The sequence below is a fragment of the Streptomyces sp. NPDC048383 genome, from assembly GCF_040651775.1.
Classification (GTDB): Bacteria; Actinomycetota; Actinomycetes; order Streptomycetales; family Streptomycetaceae; genus Streptomyces.
On sequence record NZ_JBEZKS010000054.1, the window covers coordinates 15366 to 32434 of the forward strand.

Annotated in this window: 20 protein-coding genes; 14 read left to right on the top strand and 6 right to left on the bottom strand. The window is 70.7% G+C overall.

Annotated features, from left to right (window positions below; all coding sequences use genetic code 11):
• The first annotated feature begins 96 nt into the window (after nucleotides 1-96).
• From AB0D46_RS29800 to AB0D46_RS29845, 10 genes are all read left to right on the top strand, one after another.
• Nucleotides 97-516, top strand: a complete 420-nt coding sequence (locus AB0D46_RS29800; RefSeq protein WP_362882005.1) for a phage holin family protein — start codon at nucleotides 97-99, stop codon at nucleotides 514-516.
• On the top strand, nucleotides 513-1001 hold the full coding sequence (locus AB0D46_RS29805; protein ID WP_362882007.1) for a hypothetical protein: 489 nt from the start codon (nucleotides 513-515) through the stop codon (nucleotides 999-1001). Before AB0D46_RS29800 ends, AB0D46_RS29805 begins: the two co-directional genes overlap by 4 nt.
• Nucleotides 998-1171: a DUF4235 domain-containing protein gene (locus AB0D46_RS29810; RefSeq protein WP_362882009.1), complete on the top strand. Its 174-nt coding sequence runs from the start codon at nucleotides 998-1000 to the stop codon at nucleotides 1169-1171. The genes AB0D46_RS29805 and AB0D46_RS29810 overlap by 4 nt, the downstream gene beginning before the upstream one ends.
• Nucleotides 1172-1247: 76 nt before the next feature.
• Nucleotides 1248-1550 (top strand): hypothetical protein, encoded by a 303-nt coding sequence (locus tag AB0D46_RS29815; protein WP_362882011.1) that lies wholly within the window; start codon nucleotides 1248-1250, stop codon nucleotides 1548-1550.
• 122 nt (nucleotides 1551-1672) lie between these two features.
• The gene (locus AB0D46_RS29820; protein WP_362882012.1) at nucleotides 1673-2167 is read left to right on the top strand and encodes a hypothetical protein; all 495 of its coding nucleotides are present in this window, start codon (nucleotides 1673-1675) and stop codon (nucleotides 2165-2167) included.
• Nucleotides 2168-2236: 69 nt separating this feature from the next.
• Nucleotides 2237-2680 (top strand): large conductance mechanosensitive channel protein MscL, encoded by a 444-nt coding sequence (mscL, locus tag AB0D46_RS29825; RefSeq protein ID WP_362882014.1) that lies wholly within the window; start codon nucleotides 2237-2239, stop codon nucleotides 2678-2680.
• A gap of 237 nt (nucleotides 2681-2917) precedes the next feature.
• On the top strand, nucleotides 2918-3391 hold the full coding sequence (locus tag AB0D46_RS29830; RefSeq protein WP_362882016.1) for a hemerythrin domain-containing protein: 474 nt from the start codon (nucleotides 2918-2920) through the stop codon (nucleotides 3389-3391).
• 174 nt (nucleotides 3392-3565) lie between these two features.
• Nucleotides 3566-4192, top strand: a complete 627-nt coding sequence (locus tag AB0D46_RS29835; protein ID WP_362882017.1) for an NAD(P)H-dependent oxidoreductase — start codon at nucleotides 3566-3568, stop codon at nucleotides 4190-4192.
• A gap of 105 nt (nucleotides 4193-4297) precedes the next feature.
• Entirely contained in the window at nucleotides 4298-5194 is an 897-nt protein-coding gene (locus AB0D46_RS29840) for an SDR family oxidoreductase (RefSeq protein ID WP_362882019.1), read from the top strand.
• Nucleotides 5195-5281: 87 nt separating this feature from the next.
• Nucleotides 5282-5602, top strand: coding sequence for a plasmid stabilization protein (locus AB0D46_RS29845; RefSeq protein WP_362882021.1), 321 nt, complete (start codon nucleotides 5282-5284; stop codon nucleotides 5600-5602).
• A 345-nt stretch (nucleotides 5603-5947) separates the two neighbouring features.
• Here AB0D46_RS29845 and AB0D46_RS29850 read toward each other — a convergent pair whose 3' ends face one another.
• Nucleotides 5948-6289 (bottom strand): STAS domain-containing protein, encoded by a 342-nt coding sequence (locus AB0D46_RS29850; RefSeq protein WP_362882023.1) that lies wholly within the window; start codon nucleotides 6287-6289, stop codon nucleotides 5948-5950.
• 344 nt (nucleotides 6290-6633) lie between these two features.
• Between AB0D46_RS29850 and AB0D46_RS29855 the strand changes: the two genes are divergently transcribed.
• Nucleotides 6634-6795 carry a hypothetical protein gene (locus AB0D46_RS29855; protein ID WP_053676175.1) on the top strand — a complete coding sequence of 54 codons (162 nt, stop codon included), beginning with the start codon at nucleotides 6634-6636 and terminating at the stop codon, nucleotides 6793-6795.
• Nucleotides 6796-7616: 821 nt separating this feature from the next.
• Here the strand turns inward: AB0D46_RS29855 and AB0D46_RS29860 are convergent.
• From AB0D46_RS29860 to AB0D46_RS29870, 3 genes are all read right to left on the bottom strand, one after another.
• Entirely contained in the window at nucleotides 7617-8066 is a 450-nt protein-coding gene (locus AB0D46_RS29860) for a spore-associated protein (protein ID WP_362882025.1), read from the bottom strand.
• 553 nt (nucleotides 8067-8619) lie between these two features.
• A complete protein-coding gene (locus tag AB0D46_RS29865; RefSeq protein ID WP_362882027.1) occupies nucleotides 8620-9093 on the bottom strand; it encodes a hypothetical protein in 474 nt (157 codons plus the stop codon).
• 197 nt (nucleotides 9094-9290) lie between these two features.
• Nucleotides 9291-10076, bottom strand: coding sequence for a sulfite exporter TauE/SafE family protein (locus tag AB0D46_RS29870; RefSeq protein WP_362882029.1), 786 nt, complete (start codon nucleotides 10074-10076; stop codon nucleotides 9291-9293).
• A gap of 283 nt (nucleotides 10077-10359) precedes the next feature.
• On the opposite strand from AB0D46_RS29870, the gene AB0D46_RS29875 reads away from it, so the two are divergent.
• Nucleotides 10360-11202 (top strand): MerR family transcriptional regulator, encoded by an 843-nt coding sequence (locus AB0D46_RS29875; RefSeq protein WP_362882031.1) that lies wholly within the window; start codon nucleotides 10360-10362, stop codon nucleotides 11200-11202.
• A gap of 326 nt (nucleotides 11203-11528) precedes the next feature.
• Here the strand turns inward: AB0D46_RS29875 and AB0D46_RS29880 are convergent, their stop codons facing one another.
• Together AB0D46_RS29880 and AB0D46_RS29885 are read right to left on the bottom strand one after the other, a co-directional pair.
• Nucleotides 11529-12797, bottom strand: a complete 1269-nt coding sequence (locus AB0D46_RS29880) for a DUF6357 family protein (protein WP_362882032.1) — start codon at nucleotides 12795-12797, stop codon at nucleotides 11529-11531.
• Between the two features lie 135 nt (nucleotides 12798-12932).
• Nucleotides 12933-13586 carry a hypothetical protein gene (locus AB0D46_RS29885; RefSeq protein WP_362882034.1) on the bottom strand — a complete coding sequence of 218 codons (654 nt, stop codon included), beginning with the start codon at nucleotides 13584-13586 and terminating at the stop codon, nucleotides 12933-12935.
• A gap of 507 nt (nucleotides 13587-14093) precedes the next feature.
• Between AB0D46_RS29885 and AB0D46_RS29890 the strand changes: the two genes are divergently transcribed.
• Both AB0D46_RS29890 and AB0D46_RS29895 read left to right on the top strand, forming a co-directional pair.
• Nucleotides 14094-14780, top strand: coding sequence for an ABC transporter ATP-binding protein (locus AB0D46_RS29890; RefSeq protein ID WP_362882035.1), 687 nt, complete (start codon nucleotides 14094-14096; stop codon nucleotides 14778-14780).
• Nucleotides 14777-16960, top strand: coding sequence for a hypothetical protein (locus AB0D46_RS29895; protein WP_362882037.1), 2184 nt, complete (start codon nucleotides 14777-14779; stop codon nucleotides 16958-16960). Before AB0D46_RS29890 ends, AB0D46_RS29895 begins: the two co-directional genes overlap by 4 nt.
• Nucleotides 16961-17069 lie beyond the last annotated feature (109 nt).

The window sequence follows — 17069 nt, forward strand, 5'->3', positions numbered from 1 at the left end:
CGCCCGCCGGCACGGCCTCCGACCGACCATACGAGCGGCGGCCGTCGCGCCGTAACGGACGAACCAGGCGAAGAAGGCGAAGAAGGTGAAGAGCAGATGAGCGCCGTTGAACGCCACCCGGACCATCGCACCCCCGACGACTCGGTGGGCGACCTCGTCTCACGGGCGTCGCGGCAGATTTCGGAGCTGGTCCGCGAGGAGATGCAGCTGGCGCGGGCGGAGATGACCCAGAAGGGCAAACGCTTCGGCGTGGGCGGCGGCCTGGTCGGCGGGGCCGGCCTCGTCGGCTTCCTGGCCGCGCAGGCCTTGGTCGTCGCCGTCATCGCGGCCCTGGCCCTGCTCCTCCCGGTATGGGCCTCGGCCCTGATCATCACCGCCTTGCTCGCGGCCGTCGCAGCCGCGGCCGCCGCGGCCGGGAAGAGGCAGATCTCCAAGGCCGGCGCCCCCGCACCGGAGCAGACCATCGACAGCGTCAAGGCCGACCTGGCCGAGATCAAGGAGGCAGCACACCGATGAGTACCCCCTCCCAGGGCAACAAGGACGCCACGCCCACTCCCAAGGAACTGCGCGAGCAGGTCGAGCCCACCCGCGAGGAGGCCGAGCACACCCCCGAGGAGGTCGGCCAGAACGTGGAGGCGCCGGCAACGGGGGCCGACGTCACGGCGCAGGCCAAGGAGAAGGCGGGCGAAATCCAGGGCCGGGCCGCCGAGAAGGCCACCGTGGTGAGCGACCGGATCCGCGACAGGACGTCGCAGGCCGCCCAACTACTCAAGGACAAGGCACCCGATCCGGTCCTGGACAAGGCGGCCCGAACAGCGACGCAGGTCCGCGAGGCCGCGGCCCGAGCCGGGCAGTTCGCTGCCGAGAAGACACCGGACCCGGTCCGCGAGAAGGCCGAGTCGGCCCTGACCGTGGCGAAGACCAACAGCACTCCGCTGATGGCCGCGGCTGCCGCGTTCGTCGTCCTCCTGCTCGTGCGCCGCAGCCGCAGGGGCCGTTGAGAGCGTCCCGGATCGGCCAAGACGACGAAGCCGGCCGACGAGCACTTCGGCGGGAAGACCTGATCGCCGCAGCTCTCCAGCAAGGCTGGATCCTCGCCGTCGTCAAGGTCGCCGTCGACCGGTCAGGTGCCGCCGTCACCCGGCGCCTGACCAGCACCTGGCCCGGCTGAACCGTCCAAGGGCGGCGCCTGCCTCGCCTTGAGGACGGGCGCCGCCCAGCCCCTGTGGAACACGATGGAGGAAGCCGTGGCCACTCACCACGGGCTGCATGCCCTCACCGCCGCCGCTCTCGCCGCCGCCGTGCTGCTCGCCCGCCGGCGAGCCACCCGCGCGGTACGTGACACCCACGGCGCGAGCGCCGCCAGAGCCCCCTGGCGCCGCACGACTCCCCGACCCGACAGCGCGGACACCGCCCACGCTCGCGTGGCCGAACTGCACATCTCGTTCCTGGACCCGACCCTGCGGGAAACCGACGCCCATCTTGAGCAGTACTGGAACAAGCTCACCTCGCTGTACGCGCACCGCGACGGCGAGCGCCGTCACGGGTAGGAGCCGGGCGTCGCCCCGCGGCCCGGTCAACTCGTACGGTCCGACATCTCATCGGCGACGGGCGCTCCGCGGGCTGACACCCGGGGCGGGTATCGCACGCCGCGCTGGGCACACGAGACCCCATGCACGGACAACACGCGCGCCCCACGAGCACGGTGTTCGGCCCGGCCCCCACGGCCCCGACACCGCCCCCGCCCCCGCCACGCGGGCAAGTCGGCGCCAAGCACTCCCGCCGAGTCGGTTTCACCAGCCGCCTGCGCCGCCGGCTCCTCGCGTACCGGGCGATCGACTTCCTCTCCACTCACATCCCGGAGCACTCCGGGCCGGGCGAGGAATGCCTGCTCCTCGTCCACGTCCGCCAAGTCGTCGGCCAAGTCCATTACCGGGCCTGCTCCGACTGCGCCCGGGGTGTCATCACCGCCCTCGTCATCGACGAGCGTTTCCGCAGCTCGGGGCTGGCCAACCGGGCGCTTTCGCACCTGCGCTCCCGCCACCCGGGCCTCTCCTGGTGCAGCACCCTGGACCTGCGGACCACTCGGGACCTCCTGCGCCGGATGAGCATTCCCACCGTCCCCGCGGCCCCCCACTGTTCCCACGCCTTCCCGGCCGCTGCCTGACCCTTGTCAGCCCCCGGCAGCGCGCAGCGCGTTCCGTCCGTCGACATCGAAACCTCAAGGAGTGAGAAGGTGAAGGGCTTCCGCAGCTTCATCCTGCGCGGCAACGTGGTCGACCTGGCCGTGGGCATCGTCATCGGGGCAGCGTTCACCGCCGTGGTGAACGGCTTCGTCGGCGCCTTCCTGACACCGCTGGTCGGCCTGGCCACCGGCGTCACCGGCGACATGAACCGCAAGACGTTCACCGTGGGCGCCACCCAGTTCCCCTACGGCGCCTTCATCAACGCGGCGATCAGCTTCGTGCTCCTGGCCGCCGCCCTGTACTTCCTCGTCGTGCTGCCCATCAACAAGCTGCACGAGCGCCTCGCCCCGCACCATGACGTCCAGGCCCCCAAGCGGGACTGCCCCGAATGCCTCACCCCCGTCCCGGCGCAGGCCCGGCGCTGCGCGTCCTGCACCGTCCCCCTGCCCGCCGTACCCGCCCAGGCCGGAGCGATCACCCAGCGTGCCGGATAACCGCCTCCACGAAGGGAGGCGGACCGGCTGGCGGTGTCACGTACGGCGGGCAGGAGGCGGACGGCGATGGCCATGGCGGGGTCGGGCAATCCCGATGAGGCGCGCTCAATCGTGCACCGCCTGTCCTTCGCCCTTCCGGGTTATCCGCAGCCTCCTCGTGGCTACTTCGGGAGCGTTCGGGGCACACGGGTGCGGGGTGACGCACGTCGCCCCGCACCAGCGGCGTGAGGAAGTGCCATGGACGGAATCGTGTTGCTCAAAGAGGACCACAAGACGGTGGAGAAGCTGTTCAAGGCGTTCGAGAAGGCCGGGGACACGGCACACGGCGAGAAGCGCAAGATCGTGGACCAGGTGATCGAGGAGCTCACCACCCACACCTGGATCGAGGAGAAGATCTTCTACCCGGCCGCCCGTGAGGCCGCGCCTGACACCAAGGACCACGTTCTCGAAAGCGTCGAGGAACACCACGTCGTCCTGTGGATGCTGTCCGAGCTCAAGGGACTCGACGCGGCCGACGAGCGGTTCGACGCCAAGATGTCCGTCCTCATGGAGAACGTCCGTCACCACGTCGAGGAAGAAGAGAAGGAGTGGTTCCCCGACGTCCGCAAGGCCATGGGCCGCAACCGCCTGACCGAACTCGGCGAGGAGATGGAGACGGCCAAGAAGACCGCCCCCACCGACCCCCTCGCCGTCCCCAGCGCGGACCAGTAGGCCCGGCCCAGGCCGACGAGCACCGGCGCTCCTCCCGCATCCGCGACGGAGCGACCGGGGCCGTGGTCGGTCGAGAGCGTGAGCTCTCGGCCAGATGGCCCGTACTGGGCTCCGGCCGGCCCGTACTGGGGCGAAAAGTGGGATACCAGACCAGATGCCGGGTAGCGGGACCGCATGGACACCACCGAAACCACCCCGTTGCGCGCCGTCGCGCTGGTCTGCACGCTTTCCCCTTCGCCGAAGCCGTCCAGCTCACAGTTGCTGGCCGAGCAGACGATGGCCGCCCTCGCCGAGCACGGCGTCACCGGCAAGGTCATCCGGATCGCCGACCATGACGTGAAGCCCGGCGTGGAGACCGACATGGGGGACGGTGATGCCTGGCCGGAGATCCGCGACACGATCCTGGGCTGCGACATCCTGCTCCTGTCGACCCCGATCTGGCTCGGACATCCTGCCAGCACCTGCCAGCTCGTCCTGGAACGCCTGAACGCGGAGATCTCGGAGAGCGACGACGAAGGCCGGATGCTGACCTACGGCAAGGCCGCCGCGGTGTGCGTCGTCGGCAATGAGGACGGTGCCCACCACGTCAGCGCCGAACTCTTCCAGGGCCTGAACGACTGCGGCTTCTCGATGGCGCCGAACGCCGTCACCTACTGGGTTGGCGAAGCCATGCAGGGGACCGACTACCAGGACCTCGACAAGACGCCGGAGAAGACCGCCGCGACCACCAAGACCCTCGCCGCGAACACCGCGCACCTCGCTCGCCGCCTGAAGGCCGCGGCCTACCCGCCGTCATCCTGACGGCAGCCGCACCGAACCGGCCAGGACCGACCTGACCTGACCTGACCCGACCCAACCCGACCCGACCCGACCCGACCCGACCCGACAAGGACGGTGCACCCCCCGATGACCTCCTCCCCCCACGCTCAGCGCCTCGCCGATCCGGTGCACCTGTACCCCAGGCCGCCGTTCCCCGACCAGAACCAGGACCATCCCGGCTCGACCGAGGCCATGGACCCGCGCCCCGACCACGGCGAGGACTCCTACCGCGGTCATGACCTACTGGCCGGCCGCAAGGCGCTCGTGACCGGTGGGGACTCGGGCATCGGCAGGGCCGTCTGCCTCGCCTTCGCCCGGGAAGGAGCCGACGTCGTCTTCACCCACCTGCCCGAGGAGGCGAAGGAGGCGGAGGAGACCGCACGGCTCGTCCGTGAGGCGGGCCGCACCGCGGTTTCGGTCGTCTGCGACATCCGCGACGAGGCCCAGTGCACCTCCCTGGTCGAGCGAACGGTGCGCGAGCTGGGCGGACTGGACCTGCTGGTCAACAACGCGGCCTACCAGATGTCGCAGCCGGACGGGATCGAGGCGATCACCACCGAGCAGTTCGACCGGGTCATGAAGACCAACCTCTACGGCATGTTCTGGCTCACCCGGGCGGCGCTGGCCCACCTTCCGAGCGGCGGTTCGGTCATCAACACGGCTTCCGTGCAGGGCTACCAGCCCAGTCCCCACCTGCTCGACTACGCCATGACGAAATCCGCGATCATCTCCTTCACCCACGGCTTGGCCCAGATGCTGGCCGAGCGCGGCATCCGGGTCAACGCCGTCGCACCCGGCCCGGTCTGGACCCCGTTGATCCCCGCGACCATGCCCGACGCAACGAAGTTCGGCCAGCAGTCGCCGCTCGGGCGGCCCGCGCAGCCTGTGGAGATGGCGCCCGCGTACGTCTTCCTCGCCTCGCCGGCGGCCAGCTTCATCACCGGTGAGATCGTCAACGCCACCGGCGGGAACCCCCTTCCCTGACCGGCGGTGTGGGGGCCGTCCGGATGCGCGCCGGGCCGGATGCGCACACGATGGCCTGGCCCCCTCCCCCATCAGAAAGGGCAGCTCATGCCTCGCGGATCGAGTCCCAAGCGTGAACGGCAGTACGAACACATCAAGGAGTCCGGCGAGGAGCGCGGCATGTCCGACTCCCGCGCGAAGGAGATGGCCTCCCGCACCGTGAACAAGGAACGCGCCCGTTCCGGGGAGAGCAAGACCACCGGCCGCAGCTCCACGCCGAGCAAGTCCGCCTCCCAGCGCGGCGGCCAGAAGTCGGCGGGGTCCTCGGAGCGGACCAAGGACGACCTCTACCAGGAGGCGAAGAAGCGCGGCATCGAAGGCCGTTCCACGATGACCAAGCAACAGCTCAAGAACGCCCTAGAACACTGAGCGGTCTCCCCGGGCCCGCACGCCCCAGCGGCCGACAGCGCCGCCCGTACCGTGGCGTGCGGGAAGGGACCATCGCGATCGACGTGGGCGACACGACGCACCCGAGCAGGTCTTCGACGGGCTCCTTCATCGACTCGACGAGCAGGCTGGGTGACGACGTCACGGGGCGGGACGCCAGAATCCGGTGTTCCGGTATCGCCACCAGTAGAGGACCGTCCGGTCGTCAGGCCAGGCGGCCAGCGGTACGCCCTTGGGCTCGAAGCGGTCGTGGGCGCTATCGATGGGCCGCCGGCTCGGGTCCAGCGGCTCGTCGTCCTCGGGACGCCTGACGGGCGGCGCGCAGCTCTACAGGGAACGTGCGGCTTCCACGCCGTCCACGAGGGTGAACAGGGATGCGACCTCGGTCATGTCGAAGAGCCGTTCCAGCCGGGAGGGAACCGGCCCGGCGAGGACCAGGCGGCCGCTCCGGCATGTCCTGAGCAGCACGTAGAGGACCGAGGAATCGGCGAACGTGACCGTCGAGACGTCCAGGACGAGGCGGCGTACCCCCGGGTCGTCGAGGGCCTCGTGGGCGGCCACGTCCAGCGGCCGCACCGTGTCGGCGTCGAACTCGCCGACGCAGACGATGACCCGAACACCGTATGCGTCCGGCAGCACCGCACCGACGTCGGTGTCCTCACCGGTCACTCCTCGACATACGACGAAATTGGTCCAAACCAATCACCACGCTGCCCGCCCTCACCCCCGGACACAACCATCCGCTCATCAAGATCACACCAACCCGACTCCGCCCTCGGTGCCGTGGTGCCGGGCGAGCCGGTCGCAGGCCCGGCAGTCGGTGTAGGGGAGGACGGCGTCGCCGGGGCCGGGGCGGAAAACGGTCTCCGCGCTTTCGTGGTTGGCCGGACGTTGGGCGAGGGAACCGCGCGGGCAGCGAATTCCATTGCCCGCCTGCACCGATAAGAAGAAAGTAAGTTCCGCACGCATGGTCTGGCAGGTGCCGGACAGAAGGCGTCTCGGAGGTAATAACTATGGTTCCCCTGCTTCTCGTTCTTCTGCTCGCCCTGATTCTCTTCGGTGCCGGATTCGCGGTGAAGATCCTCTGGTGGGTCGCCATCGCCGTCCTGGTGCTGTGGCTGGTCGGCTTCGTCGCCCGCCCCAAGGGAGGTAGCGGCCGCTGGTACCGCTGGTAGACGGGCTGAGCGGCGCGTCATTGTGGGTCCTTCCCTCGGGAGGGACCCACAGTTATGTCCGGATCTCGCCCGTCAAAGCCAGGATTTTCGGGGCATCCGAACCATGGCAGGGGTGGTTGCCGCGACGCGGTCGGGAACCGGCTACCTCCAACGGAGCGGCAGCCACCCCCGCTCCCCCGATCTGCAAGGATCGAATTCGGGGAGACTGGAGAACCTCTGCCGGGGCAGTCGAGTTTTCGCCGGTGCCGCGTTCCAGCGCCGCGACGCGCCGAGTCCGGCTTCGTCGCCACGCATCAGGATGTCCGTGCCGCCCCCTCGCCCGGATGGGTCGGATCACCGGCCGCGAGGCGAACCTGCCGCCAGGCCGTGGTCGCCAGGTAGGTCCCGTACCCGCCTCAGACCTCAGGGACCGGCCCCCATCGAACACCATCGGGGGCTGCAGCAGATCTGCTAAGGGGGTAGTCGCATACCAGCGTGGTGTCGTCACGCCAGAACGCCGGTTCGCAGTCCCGTTGGTGGTTCTCGCCCAGTCCCTGGACCAGGCACACAGAGAAGATCAGAGCAACCCACGGGATGTCGCACATCCCCGGGCTTCCCCGGGGCGGTTGCGGCCGAGCGCCGGCCGGACGGCCGCGCACCCGAGGGAGGAGGCCGGACGCGCCCTCGCCCCGGCAGACTCGGCGAGTCTGCCGGGGCGAGCCGGAGCACGGGGGTTCCCGTGCGGTCGTCGGGTGGTAGGTCATGCCCCCCGACGACCGCGCGACCGCGCTACCGCACGACGGCACGTCGGCACAGAACGTCGCGGTCAGGAGGAGCTCGGGTCAGCGGACCTCGGTGACCCGGTGCTCCTTGCGCGCGCCACAGTTGGAGTTGTACACCTGCACGTGCACGTTGCTGATGCCCCCGCCCCAGTCCACGCAGTGGCCCTTGCCGTACACGTAGGCCGGGCCCGCGTACGACGTGTACCGGCCGTAGTCCTCGCCTCGCGCCGAGGTCGCGTTGACTTCGATCCACAGGGCCATGTCCACGGCCGCACCCGGGTTGTTGCGGATGGTCGCGACACAGTTCTTGCCGGTCGAGGCGTTGTACGTCAGGTAGACGGTGCCCAGCGAGCCGATGGCAGCCGAGTTCACGGTCTTGTAGGCGCTCCCGCAGACCTTCTGCGGCGTGGTGTTGGGCGCGGCGCTGGCGGGCGCCGCCAGCGCGGTCGTGGCCCCGAGGGCCAGGGCGGCGAATGCGGTGGTGGTAACGACGGGACGGGTGAATTTCATGTTTCCCCCTGGTGGTGGTCATGGGAGTTGGTCGCTCCTGCATGCTGGGACATGCGGGACGGCGCAACGGTTGCGCATCGTTCGCAAAAGATGCGACCACGCCGCCGACCGCCGCACGTAAGGAGCCGCACCCGCTCGGCGAGCGGCTCCCGCGACGGTGGCGTGCAGCCGCTCGTCCGCGACCGCCCTCACCTACGACACCTGCCGGGCCGGCACGCTCTCACCCCCAGGAGTAGCACCCGGTTGCTCCTTGTCGGGGCGATGGCGATCGAACGCTGCCGTACCGGCCGAGAGCTCCGCCGTCCGGCATGGGGACGACGCATCCGCGTCCGGGCTGTCCGCCAGTCGTGTCAGCGTTGCGCCGACGTGCTCCAGGAGGCGTGCGTACGGGGCCAAGCCGGTGATGCCGGGAGCCGGCACATGGGGGGATGGGCTCGCCGGCCGTCGGAAGCAGGAGGAGGTCGCGGACCTCCGTGCACTTCTGCGCGGTGACCGTCGCGGCCGGGAACTTCCGAACCTCGCCCGGCTCGCGGATCCTGGCCGTCCGGACCCGTCAGGTCGCCGCCGGCTCCGGCCGGCACAGACGGCGTCGTAGCACCCCGGTGAACGGGGCCGTGGCTGCGGACCCCAGCGCGAGGCCGCCGCCGGTGAAGATGGCGGCGTTGATCCAGCTCGGCACCTGTTCGGTGGCGTCGGGGTCCCCCGGGTACTTCTCGCAGACGACCGACACCGGGAGCACCGACCGGGTGACGAGCCGGCTCTCGGGCGTCGACGGGTCCCGAAACATCCGGCTCACCTGGCTGTTGCAGACCGCCCAAGGATCGGGGGGGTTGAACCCGGTCATGTGCCCGGACACGAACGCGAGCCCCGCGCAGAACAGCGCGGCGACGGCGACCTGCGTGAACACCCAGGCGTGCAGGACAGGTGCGGCCGAGCGCAGCCGCACGGCCGTGGCGGCGTGGATGGCGAGCGATATCAGGGAGCCGAATCCTGCCAGCGCCAGCGTCAGCGCAATGATGATGATCACGAGCAACAGGGACGCGGGATCGCCCTGCTGCGGTTTCCGACCTGTCCGTCGGTCGACGCGCCCTGGGTTCTGTCTCGTCGGTCCGCGCCGGGCCGGGATGAGGACGTCGGCGAGGCGGAGTGCGGCCCGGTAGGCGATTGGCGAGCGTGTCGGTTCGTATGGCCGGGCCGCCCCATTGCTTGAGGGCGACGTACAGGTCAGGTGAGGGACTGGACGGCGTACAGCGTGCCGATGCCGGCGGCCAGGAGGCCGAGGAGGTAGCGCAGGAAGCGCTCGGGGAGGTGGGGTTGGAGGTGGGCTCCGAGGTAGCCGCCGGCGAGGCCGCCTATGCCGCAGGCAATGCCGAGGGGCCAGTTCGGGGCGATGGATCCCTCGGTGGTGAGGGAGAGCAGTGCGTAGGTGCCGGCGCCGACGACCGAGGTGACGAAGGTCGAGGCGAGGGCGGCGGGCGCGACCTGGGCGACGGGTAGTCCGCGGCCGGCGAGGACGGGGCCCAGCAGGGAGCCACCGCCGATGCCGTAGATCCCGCCGACGGTCCCGACCGCCAGCGAGAGGGCCGCGGTTGCCCGCTCCGACAGGGGCCGGGCCGCCCGGGCGGGTGGTGCCGGGCGCAGGGTGCGCCAGCACAGCCAGAGACCGAGCGGCAGCAGGAGCAGGGCGATGAAGGCCCGGAACACGGCGGGGCCGGGGACGGCGAACACCCGGATCAGCGCGCCGAGGATGACGCCGGGGACAGTGCCGACCAGCAGGAGACGGGTCAGCGGGCCGCCGAGCCGGCCGCCGCGGGCGTGCCGGATCAGCGCTCCGGGCCCGGCGACCACGTTGTAGAGCAGGTTGGTGGGCGTCACCGCCGGAGAGGGGACGCCGAGGAAGCTGACCTGGACGGGCAGCAGGAACACCGCGCCCGACACGCCCGCCGGGGCCGTCACCACGGAGATCACGAGCCCGGCGGCACATCCCAGCAGCGCGGACGACCAGTTCACCGTTTCCCCCTCCGGCAGATCATCGGGACAGCAACGCTATCGGGTGATCGGGACGGCGAGTTCGGCCAGGAGGGTGCGTACCCGGCGTCCGATCTCGTCGGGGGTCGGGTGAAAGGTGGCTGATGCAGGGGGTGGCGCGGGTGGCCGCCGCCCGTCGCTCTTCGGCGAACCGCGCCGTGGGGGCCGCCTTTGGGTGGCGGCGGTTCAGGCGGGCGATGTTGTTGCACCTGTCGTAGCGGCATGTGATGTGGTCGAGGTACTCCCGCTCGAAAGGCTCCGTCCGATGCACCCCTTCATCGCGCCTCCCCGTCAGGTCAAGATCGGTGATGCGGCCGCGTTCGCCGACACCACCCCACGTGCCATCCGCCACTACCACGAGATCGGCCTGCTGCCGGAGCCGGAGCGAGGCGGGGACGGCCGCCGCCGCTACGGCTACAACGACATGATCCGCCTGCTGTGGATCCGCAAGATGACAGCGGTCGGCATCAGCCTGGACGACATGCGGGCCGCCTTCGACGAAGCGGGGGACATCGAGGAGATCCTGAACAGGCTGGAGGAAACCTTGGCGGCGCGAGAGGCCGAAATCAAACGCCGGCGCGCGGCTGTCCAGCGGCTGCTGGCGGCGGGCAGCCCACTGGGACTGCTCTCCGAACTGGTCACGAACCGGCTCGGCCACCTGCCCCCGGGCGCACTGCGCCCCTCCGACCTGGAAGCCTTGCTGCTCACGGAACGGGTCTTCGGTCCGCTGGGCGCCGCCGTCCAAGCCGGCGTGTTCATCGTGCTGGCCACCCACCCCGATCTGAGGGCCGAGGACGACCGTCTCGACGCCGCCGAGGCCGCCCTCGACGACGGCGTCGATCCCGACGACCCACGCGTCGAAGAAGTCGCGGTACGGCGATGCGCCCATCACATGGCCTTGGAGCGGGCCGGCGAGGCAGCTGGGCTGGATGCGGAAGAGGAGCAGCTATTCGAGATCTACGACGCCGACCTGAAGGGGGAGGAGGACAAACGGATGAGCGTCTGCGAAGCGATCACCAAAATGCCCTACGACTTCTCCCCCGCCCGGATGCGCTGTGTGGAACTCACGGCACAACTCCTCGCGGACGCCCTCTCGGCGGACTGTTGACGGAGACGAGGGTGCGCCGGAGCAGCGGCGCCCGGGCGCTCATCCTCCGGCCTTCACGGGCACGGCGGGAATCCCCAGCAGCGCGGACGGCGGGGCCAGGGCCTCGGGCAGCACCCAGTAGTACACCGTCGTAGCAGTCCTCGGCCCGCGGCCAGTCCTCCTCGTCGACAGCACGTTCCTGCTCACCGAAGAGCGGACGGAACTCTTCGAGACCGGGCAGCGCGTCGACTCGGCGTGCCTCCACGGCATATCGACGCCGGTCACGGCCAGCCGGGCAATCTCCTGGTGCGGTTCTTCCGACGGCGCGTGCGCGGGCTTCCGCTGGGCTACCGGGCGGTGCGCCGGCGGCGGGCGCGCTCGAACTCGGCGACGTCCGACATCCAGGGACCGTGCTGTTCGAGTGCGGCGCAGCCGCCGCGGGCGAAGGCGCTCACCAGGTTCCGGTACCCGCCGATCCCGTCGACCAGGGTGTACTCGACCCGGTACTCCGGATCCGACGTGCCGTCGCCTTCGCGCAGCGTGGTGATCCGGGCGAGGGAGTCCGCGTAGAAGTGGAGCTGGATCCCTTCGCCCCTCTCCTCGTCCTCGATGGTGAACACCTCGTTGTCCGCGGCGGAGCGATCGCCGACGAACTCCCAGAACTCCGCGGCGGCACTGCGGGGCCCGTCCCGTCGCCACTTCTTCTCGACGCCCTTGTCGTCGGTGAACGACAGGGCCGTCTTTCTCGCGCTCCCGACGGAGTCGGCGTGGTGGTGGCCGGCCGCGCGCTCGTCGTCGTCCTCCATGGGTGTGTTCCTGGAACGGTCCGCGGCCTCCGAGCACATCAGGAAGCTCACGGTACGCACCGCGTCATCGGCGAGTTCGGGGTGTGCACGGCGCACGGCCGCTTGGACCGTCGTCTCCATGTGCGCCCAGTCGCGCTTGTCCGTGGCGCGTTTTCCCCGTCGCGGATCGCGACCGATCCGCAGGCCGGCGCACGCCCGCTCCGCAGTGGCGATCACCCTCATGACCTCGGGCAGCAGCGCCGGATCGACGGCAGCGGGCAGTCGCCTCGGAACCGTCGCGCCGTGCGCGTACTGGCCCGTATACCTCAGGATCGCGGCGTCGAGTGGACCGAGTACGGTTCCGCGCTCGGCACGCCGGCGGTCCGCGTGGTACTCCTGAGCGCGCTTCCCGTTCGACGTCTCGGTCGCCGCGCGCATCGCCGCGCACACCTGACCGCGCTCCAGGAGAGCGATGTCGGCCCCGTGGGCGACGAGCCGGCTCCTGTCCCAAGGGATGCGCTGGAAGAGCGCGTCGACGTCGGCGGGCGCGGCAAGGAGGATCGGGTCCAGGAGCGCGACGGCAGCGTTCTCGTCGAGCCGGCCCCGGGTTCCGGCGGCGTCGCACAGCGGGAGGACAGCACTCCACAGCAGTAGGTGTCTGGCCAAGTCCTCCCGGATCACCGCGAGATGGGCTTCGCTGATCGGGAACGTGAACGTGCGTGGCTCGTGGTTGGCGTCGGCCCCGGCGCCGAGCGTCAACTTCAGCTCGCCGTCCTCGCGGACCACGTTCGGGATCCAGCCGCTCCGCCGCGTGAAAACGATGTCCTTCACGGGCTCAGGCTCCCCCGACACGGCGACGGCCGGCATCACGGCGATGGCGCGGCCCCGTCCCGCAGCCTCTGCTCACGCAGTACACGCAGTACACGCTGCTCACGCAGTTCACACAGCTCATGCAGTACACGCTGCTCACGACCATCGTGCGCATTCGGCGTCGAGGCGTGCGTCGGTGCGCACCCAGACTTCGCCCTCGGCGGCCTCGGCCGGGGCGTCGACCCGTTCGACACCGAGGAACTCGAGCAACTTGAGCAGTACGGCCCGGTCGGCTCGGTCGTCGTCGACACCGCGCGAGTCGAAGAAGACGTAGTACTGGTCGCTCGGGTCCACGTAGCCCGAATCCGCCCAGATCCGGGCGATTTCTTCCATCGCCGCTGCTTCCGTCGTGATCGTGGCGGCGCGGGCGGCGCCGCGCACCTCCGGTGACGCGTCGAGGTCGGCGAGGTCGGAGAACCACTGGCCGAAGCGGTCGAGGCCGGCGTAGCCGTTCTCGAAGAACAGCATCGCGCTCGGAAGGTAGCGGTTGCCCCTGTCGACCTGGAGGTGTTCCGACCGGGGCGGGTCGGCGTCCTTGATCCGGGAGATCAGGCCTTGCCCGGGCATGAGGACCAGCCTCTGCCCCGACGGTTCGTCGCTGATGGTGTAGGCGTCGGCGTCTCGACCACGGAAGAACGCGGAGAAGGCTACGTAGGCTTCTTGAGGGTCGCCCACGGAGACCTGTTCGTCGTTGCCATCACCGACGGCGAAGACGAACTGTTTCGGTCCGGGTTTGTAGGGGCGAGCCATGTGCGTCCTTCGTTCACGTGCGATAGCTCCACCAGCGTAGTCGCACGAGAGCGGACGCCGGCCGGCCGTCATCGCCGACGAACGGGCGGCGGAACCGGCAGGTGGGCCGGCCCCCGCACCCCGCCGGCCTGCGCACCCCGCCGGCCGTCGCGGCCGTGGGGCCCGCCTCGTAGGGGTGGCAACACCGCGGGAGGAGGACCTGTCCCGCATGGAATCCCTGGTCAGAAAGGCTGCTCGCCGTACCTGTGGGGCTGATCCCCACTACCGTGACCAGGGGCCGGGAGGAATTGTCGTCCACCGCCGGAGGGGGACCTGCGAGCAGACCGCCAACCATCGGACGGACAGGTTCTACCGTCGCCAGGCGCATCGGATACGTGCTGACGCGCCGGACGCTCGGTCGAGCTGGGGGTACCGCTGCTGCTTCCGTCCCGGCCCGTGGCGGCGGAGCCCGAGCGGCTCGATGAATCCCCCCGTCGCGGGTCCCTTTCGTGTGTGCAAGGAGCAACCGTGCCCTCATCCACCTCCACCATCCCGGCCCTTTCGGCTCGGGAGTTGCGCTACCAGGTCGCCGGTCGGACCCTCCTCGACGGCCTCTCCCTCGATGTCGCTCACGGTACGAGTGTGGCCGTGACCGGGCCCAGTGGGTGCGGCAAGTCCACCCTGTTGAACTGTGTTGCCGGCATCACCCTTCCCACCGGCGGGAAGGTCGTCATAGCGGGACACGACGTCACCGCGGCCTCGTCCTCCCGGCGTGCCGCTCTGCGGGTGGCGCACGTCGGGATGGTCTACCAGTTCGGCGAGTTACTGCCCGAACTGACGGCGTTGGAGAACGTGGCCCTGCCCGCTCTCATGTCGTCAGCGCCGCCCCGGGAGGTGTATGCGCGTGCCGAGTCGCTGCTCGGCGAGCTCGGCCTCGCCGGCCTCAGGGGTTCGCCCACCGCCACGCTCTCCGGTGGCGAGCGGCAGCGGCTGGCCGTGGCCAGGGCGCTCATCGGCTCTCCGAGTCTGGTCCTGGCCGACGAGCCGACCGGGTCCTTGGACGGCAAGGCCGCCGATGCGGTCGCCGAGCTCCTCTTCGCCGTACCCGCGGAGCGGCCGTGCGCGCTGGTGGTCGTGACCCATTCCCCGTCGGTGGCCGAACGCGCGGACGTGGTACTGGAGTTGGCCGGCGGCAAGTTGGAAGGTGCCCGGTGAGGTCCACGGCTGGATCCGGCACGCGTCTGTTGTGGTCCCTGGGCTTCCGCATGGCCCGTACCCGCGGCGGATCGCCGCATCGGGCAGCGCTCCTCATGGCCGCGCTGCTCGCGCTGACGACGGTGTGGGCCGTGGTGGCCGCGCACACCGTTCACGACCGGCGGGACGCCCGCATGACCGCCCGCAACCCGGTGCCCGTGGCGGCCGCCGAAGCCCGGGCCCGCTGGTGGGAGCGGCCCGACGAGGTGGGTGAGCGTGCCGTCTCCGTGGTGTACGTCAGACCGCTCGGGTCCGCGATCGCGCCTCCGCCCGGCCTCCCGCGCTGGCCCCGGCCCGGGGAGGCCTACCTGTCGCCCGCCCTCGCCGAGGTGGCTCCCGGCCGGTACGGGCAGCTCGCGGGCAGGATCGCGCCCGCGGGTCTCGCGGACGGCGTCGAGTTGGTGGCGTACGTCAACCCGCCCCTGGACGGCTTCTTCGACGAGGTCGACGAACCCACGTCCTTCATCGGCGCGTTCGGTGCCCGTCAACACGGCTCGTTCTTCGTAGCCTCCCACCAGTTCGACCGGGGGATCGCCGAGCTCGACCTGATCGTGGCACTGGTCGCGGGCCTACCGGTGATGGCGCTCGTGTTGGTCGCCGCCCGCAGCCGCTCAGAAGTACGGGAGCGGCGGCTGCTGCTCCTCGACGCTCTCGGCGTCCCGGTACGGGGCAGGGCCGTGGTGGTGGCGGCGGAAGCGGCCCGGCCGCTCGGCTACGGGATCCTGGCCGCCTGCGTACTGGCGGCGACCGTGTCGGTGACGTCCCTGACGCTGCCGTTCACCGGCTACCGCGTGTGGGCCGAGGACCTTCGGGCGGCGCTCGGATGGCTTCCGGTGTGCGCGCCGGGGACGTTCCTCGTACTGCTCGCGCTGAGTGTGGCCGGCTGCCTCGTGCACCGTCGGCGTACGGGGTCGACGCCGGCCCGTTCGGGCCCGGCGACCGGTGGCCGGTGGCCGGGTGTGGTGTTCGTGGGCGCCGTCGCGGTGGCCGCGTGGGGGTCGGAGCACCGCGGGACGGTGGGGAAGGTCGGCTTCGCGGTCGGGGCCATGGCCGCGCTGATCGTCCTTCCCTACGCGACGGCTCGCCTGGCCCGGGTCATCGGTGCCCGGCTGGCCCGTAGTGGTGGCCGACGCGGGGACCCGGCGATGATCGTCGCAGGCCGATGGCTCGCCGCCCGGCCTCAGGCCCTGGCCCGACTCAGTGCCGCGCTCGTCGTCGGCCTCGGGATCGTGGTCATCGGACAGGTGATCACCACTCAGTTCGCCGGCCCCGCCGAGGCGGCCCGGGCCCGCTTCCACGCCGGGGACGGCATGCTGGTCCAGGTCAGGTCCCGCAACGTCCCCGCCACCGCCGAAGGGTTCGTCGCGGCCGTCGGCGCCGAGCGGGTGGTGCGCTACTCCCCCGAGCCCGGCCGTCAGGGACTGCGGGTCACCGGTACCTGCGACGCGCTGGCCGCGTTCGGAGCCATGATCCGGTGCCCCCTCGAACCCGTGAGCGTGGAGGGAGTGTTCACCGGCCTGTCCCCGCTGGGGCGGGAGGTGTTCGGTACGACGGAGATGCTGCCCGGCCCGCCGGTCACGGTGTGCGCGTGCGCCGCCCCCGCCGAAGGGGACAGAACACTGTTCGGATTCCTGGTCGTCAACCGTGACGGAACGTCAGGGGTGCAGGCGATCGAGCAGGCCGGCTACCGGCATCTGATCGGGCCGATGACCGCGCGGCCGGGGCAGTCCTGGTATCTGGGCTCGGCCGCCCAGGCGGCCCAGGTGCGATGGCTGCTGGACTTCGCGCTCCTCGGCATCGCCGCCCTGGCCGCGGCGGGCGCCCTCGGCGCCGCCGGAGTGTTCATCGAACAGTCCCAGGCCCTCGGCCCGTTGGCCGTCCACCAGACCGGGCAGGGCTTCTACCGGCGGATCGCCCTGTACAACCTCGCCCTGCCCCTGGGCGTCGTCGGAGCGGTCGGATCGGGCGTGGCAGCCCTGCTGGGCTCCTTGATGATCAACCTGGGCAAGGGCGGCTGGATGTCCACCGCCCTGCTCGGTACGGGTGTCGCCGTGGTCGCCGTATGCGGTGTGGTGGTGGCCTGGTCCTGCGGACGCACCGCCTCCGCACATGCCGCCGCCTGGGCACCACGAGCCGACTGAGCGTCCCGGGTGAACGGCCCGAACCCCCGCGCCGGTGCGCCGTCCTGAGGCGGCTGCCGGCGCGTGTGCGTCGGATCGTACGGGAAGCCTTCTCACCGACCGCAGCGCC